This is a genomic window from Micromonospora sp. 4G55 (genome assembly GCF_016803375.1).
This window is the reverse complement of the sequence record NZ_JAEVHN010000575.1, coordinates 1-3,911: the sequence shown is the minus strand read 5'-3', so window position 1 is coordinate 3,911 and position 3,911 is coordinate 1. Positions and strand designations below refer to the sequence as shown.

General features: G+C 74.4%; 3 protein-coding genes and 1 pseudogene. 3 read left to right on the top strand and 1 reads right to left on the bottom strand.

The window, feature by feature from the left end:
- Both JNW89_RS30150 and JNW89_RS30145 read left to right on the top strand, forming a co-directional pair.
- A partial coding sequence (locus JNW89_RS30150; RefSeq protein ID WP_238451661.1) for a DEAD/DEAH box helicase occupies positions 1-1,841 on the top strand: 1,841 nt, incomplete at its 5' end.
- Positions 1,842-1,948: 107 nt separating this feature from the next.
- Positions 1,949-2,811: pseudogene (locus JNW89_RS30145) on the top strand (SWIM zinc finger family protein).
- Positions 2,812-2,920: 109 nt separating this feature from the next.
- On the opposite strand, the gene JNW89_RS30140 reads toward JNW89_RS30145, so the two are convergent.
- Entirely contained in the window at positions 2,921-3,178 is a 258-nt protein-coding gene (locus JNW89_RS30140) for a DUF3040 domain-containing protein (protein WP_179801196.1), read from the bottom strand.
- A 453-nt stretch (positions 3,179-3,631) separates the two neighbouring features.
- Between JNW89_RS30140 and JNW89_RS30135 the strand changes: the two genes are divergently transcribed.
- Positions 3,632-3,901: a hypothetical protein gene (locus tag JNW89_RS30135; RefSeq protein WP_238451660.1), complete on the top strand. Its 270-nt coding sequence runs from the start codon at positions 3,632-3,634 to the stop codon at positions 3,899-3,901.
- Positions 3,902-3,911: the final 10 nt, after the last annotated feature.

Sequence of the window (3,911 nt, the reverse complement as noted above, 5' to 3'; positions counted from 1 at the left end):
CGCGACTCGGCGCCCGGTTGCAGGCCCGGGGGCGTACCGCTCCGGGCACCGTCGCCGGCGCCGGCGGCGGGCTCGGGCTGGACGCCCTGGTCGACTACCGGTGGGAGGTGGCGCTCGGCGACGAGGCGCTGGACGCCGACGAGCTGGCCGCGCTGGCCGCGCTGAAGACCCCGCTGGTGCGGCTGCGCGGGCGGTGGGTGGAGCTGGACCCGAAGCGGCTCGCCGCCGGGCTGCGGCTGCTGCGGTCCTCCGGCGAGCTGACCGTCGCCGACCTGCTCCGGCTCGGCCTGTCGGGGGCCGACCGGCCCGAGGCGCTGCCGGTGCTGGAGGTGACCGCCGACGGGCCGCTGGGCGACCTGCTCGCCGGGGAGGCCGAACGGCGGCTCACCCCGCTCGACCCGCCGCCGGGTTTCAAGGGCACCCTGCGTCCGTACCAGCGGCGGGGGCTGGCCTGGCTGGCCTTCCTCCAGTCGCTCGGGCTCGGCGGGGTGCTCGCCGACGACATGGGGCTGGGCAAGACGGTGCAGCTGCTGGCCCTGCTCGCCGGGGACCCGCCGGCGGCCGGGCCGACCCTGCTGGTCTGCCCGATGTCGCTGGTCGGCAACTGGCAGCGGGAGGCGGCGAAGTTCACCCCCGGGCTGCGCGTGCACGTGCACCACGGCGCGGACCGGGCGCGCGGCACGGAGTTCACCGAGGCGGTGCACGCCGCCGACCTGGTGGTGACCACCTACTCGGTGGCGGCCCGGGACGCCGTCGCCCTCGCCTCGATCGGCTGGCACCGGGTGGTGGTGGACGAGGCGCAGGCGATCAAGAACGCCTCGACCCGGCAGGCCGAGGCCGTCCGGTCGCTGCCCGCACGGCACCGGGTCGCGGTCACCGGTACGCCGGTGGAGAACCGGCTGGCCGACCTCTGGTCGATCATGCAGTTCGCCAACCCCGGGCTGCTCGGCCCGGCCGCCAGCTTCAAGAAGGCGTACGCGGTGCCGATCGAGCGGCACTCCGACGCCGAGGTCGCGGCCCGGCTGCGCCGGATGACCGGCCCGTTCGTGCTGCGCCGGCTCAAGACCGACTCCTCGATCATCTCCGACCTGCCGGAGAAGCTGGAGATGGAGGTGCTCTGCAACCTCACGGCGGAGCAGGCGTCGCTCTACCGGGCCATCGTGGACGACATGCTGGCGAAGATCGAGTCCAGCGACGGGATGGAGCGGCGTGGCCTGGTGCTGGCCACCATGACCCGACTCAAGCAGGTCTGCAACCACCCGGCGCAGCTGCTGCGCGACGGCTCGGCGCTGCCCGGGCGTTCCGGCAAGCTGGAACGGCTGGAGGAGATCCTCGACGAGGTGCTCGCGGCGGGGGAGAAGGCCCTGCTCTTCACCCAGTACGCCGAGTTCGGCGGGATGCTGCGCGGGCACCTGTCGGCCCGGTTCGGCCGCGAGGTGCTCTTCCTGCACGGCGGGGTCGGCAAGGCGGACCGGGACGCGATGGTGACCCGGTTCCAGTCGCCGGACGGCCCGGCGATCTTCGTGCTGTCGCTCAAGGCCGGCGGCACCGGGCTGACCCTGACCGCCGCCAACCACGTCGTCCACGTCGACCGGTGGTGGAACCCGGCGGTGGAGGACCAGGCCACCGACCGGGCGTTCCGGATCGGCCAGCGTCGCCGGGTCCAGGTACGCAAGTTCGTCTGCGCCGGCACGGTGGAGGAGAAGGTGGCCGCGATGATCGCCGACAAGCGCAGCCTGGCCGCCTCGGTGGTGGGCAGCGGCGAGCAGTGGGTCACCGAGCTGTCCACCGCCCAGTTGCGCGAGCTGTTCGCGCTGGAGGCCGGGGCGGTGGTCGAGTGACCGACCCCGACCGTACGCCACCGCCCGGCGACCCGGCGCTCGACGGCGACGCGGGCTCGGCCGGCCGGTTCGCCGACTTCGGACCGCCCCGGCGGGTCGACGGCGGGCTGAAGGCGCGCAGCACCCGGGGCGCGATCGGCGTCTCCTGGTGGTCGCGGCGCTTCCTGGAGGTGCTGGAGTCGTTCGCTCTCGGCACCCGGCTGACCCGCGGTCGGTCGTACGCCCGCAAGGGCCAGGTGTTGCGGCTCGACGTGACGCCCGGCCGGGTCGAGGCCACCGTGCAGGGCTCCCGGGCCGAGCCGTACCGGGTCGGCATCGAGCTGCCGGTGTTCCCGGCGGCGCTCTGGGAGCGGGTCGAGCGGGACCTCGCCGCGCAGGCGTTCTTCAGCGCCCGGCTGCTCGCCGGTGACCTCCCGGCGGAGCTGGAGGAGGTGTTCGCCGACGCCGGCGCTCCGCTCTTCCCGAGCGGGGTGGCGGAGCTGACCCAGCGGTGCAGCTGCCCCGACTTCGCGGTGCCCTGCAAGCACCTGGCGGCGACCTTCTACCTGCTCGCCGAGGCGTTCGACGCGGACCCGTTCCAGCTGCTGCACTGGCGCGGCCGGGGCCGGGCCGAGCTGCTGGACCGGCTACGTGCCTGCGCGCCGGCGCGACCGACCCCGCCGGTACGCCCGGACCGTCCGGTTCGGACACCGGCGCGCCGGACGCGGCCGGCGCCGGCCCGATACCCGACGCGGAACCGGTCCCGGCCGCCGGGGCGGCGCGGGTGCTCGCCGGACTGCCCGCGATCGGACTGGACGAGACGGTGGACCGGTTCTGGCTGCCGCCGGTGCCGTTGCCGGACCGGCCGCCCACCCTGGCGACCGGCCCCGACCTGCTGCTGCGGCAGCTCGGCGCGCCCGCGCCCGCCATCGGCGGCCCGGGTCTGCTGGAGCGGCTGCGCCGGGCGTACCGGACCTTCGGCCGGTCCTGACCCCGCCCGCGGCGGATCGTGGACAGTCGCCGTCCGCTGTGGACGCCGACCGCCCACGATCTCGATCCGGGCGATGCCGCGCCGGTGCCGGGCCGTGGTGGCCGGCGGGTCATAGCCAGCGGCGGCGGAAGCGCCACATCAGGGCGGCGTTGGCCGCCAGTACGACGGCGCAGATCGCCCCGGCCATGCGTCCGGCCAGTACGGTCATCGCCGGCAGTGACGCCCAGAGCACGATCGTCAGGATCATCAGCCAGCGCCCGCGTCGGGCTCGCGCCCGATGGTCGAGTCTCGCGAAGAACTTCGGGTCGCTCTCCCGGAGCTGCCGGGTGATCTGTTCGAATCTGCGCTGATCCTCTTTGCTGAGCATGGCGATGCCTTCCCCTCACGGCTTCAGCGGTCCGGCGGCTTACCCGCTGTTGCGGCGGCTCACGCCCTTCCGCTGCTGCCACTTTGCGCCGCCGACGAGGTGGCGGGACGCGGGTCAGGAACGGCTCAGCGCAGGCTTATCCCTTCCTTAAGTTTCGCTGTGCCCGTGAACGCGGCTAAAAGCGTCGCGTGGGCCGGAAACGTTACGTCCCGACCCTGGGGGACCGAGTCGCCCCTGCTCCGGACGTCGGCACCCGGCAGGGCGGAAACCGGACCGCCGGGGGGCCCGCTGAGCGGTGTCTTAAGTGCCCTCCGGAGCCGCTGGTGAGCGCCTTGAAGGCCCTCCACCCCATGGTTACCGTCCCGTAGCAACCCCCTCAGGCAACAGTCGCCGCACCCTCCGCCCCGCTCCGGTCGCAGCGTGTCGGCGCCTTGAAGAAATCGGGATTGGTGCATGGCCGACCAGAATGTGCCACCGCGCGGACCGTGGGAAGACCGCGGCTGGACCCCTGGACAACACCCCACCCCGGACGGATACCGCGACGTCCACCGCTCCACGCCGTACGCCGTGCAGTACCAGGGCCAGGTCGACCCCGGCCAGCCGCACGCCGGGTACGCCACCCAGCCGGCCCCCCGCGGCCCGCAGTGGGTCGGCCCGGAGGGCCTGCCGGCAGTCGTTCCACCAGCCGGCCGGCACCGGACTGCCCCAACTGGACGACGGTGACGAGCCCGGC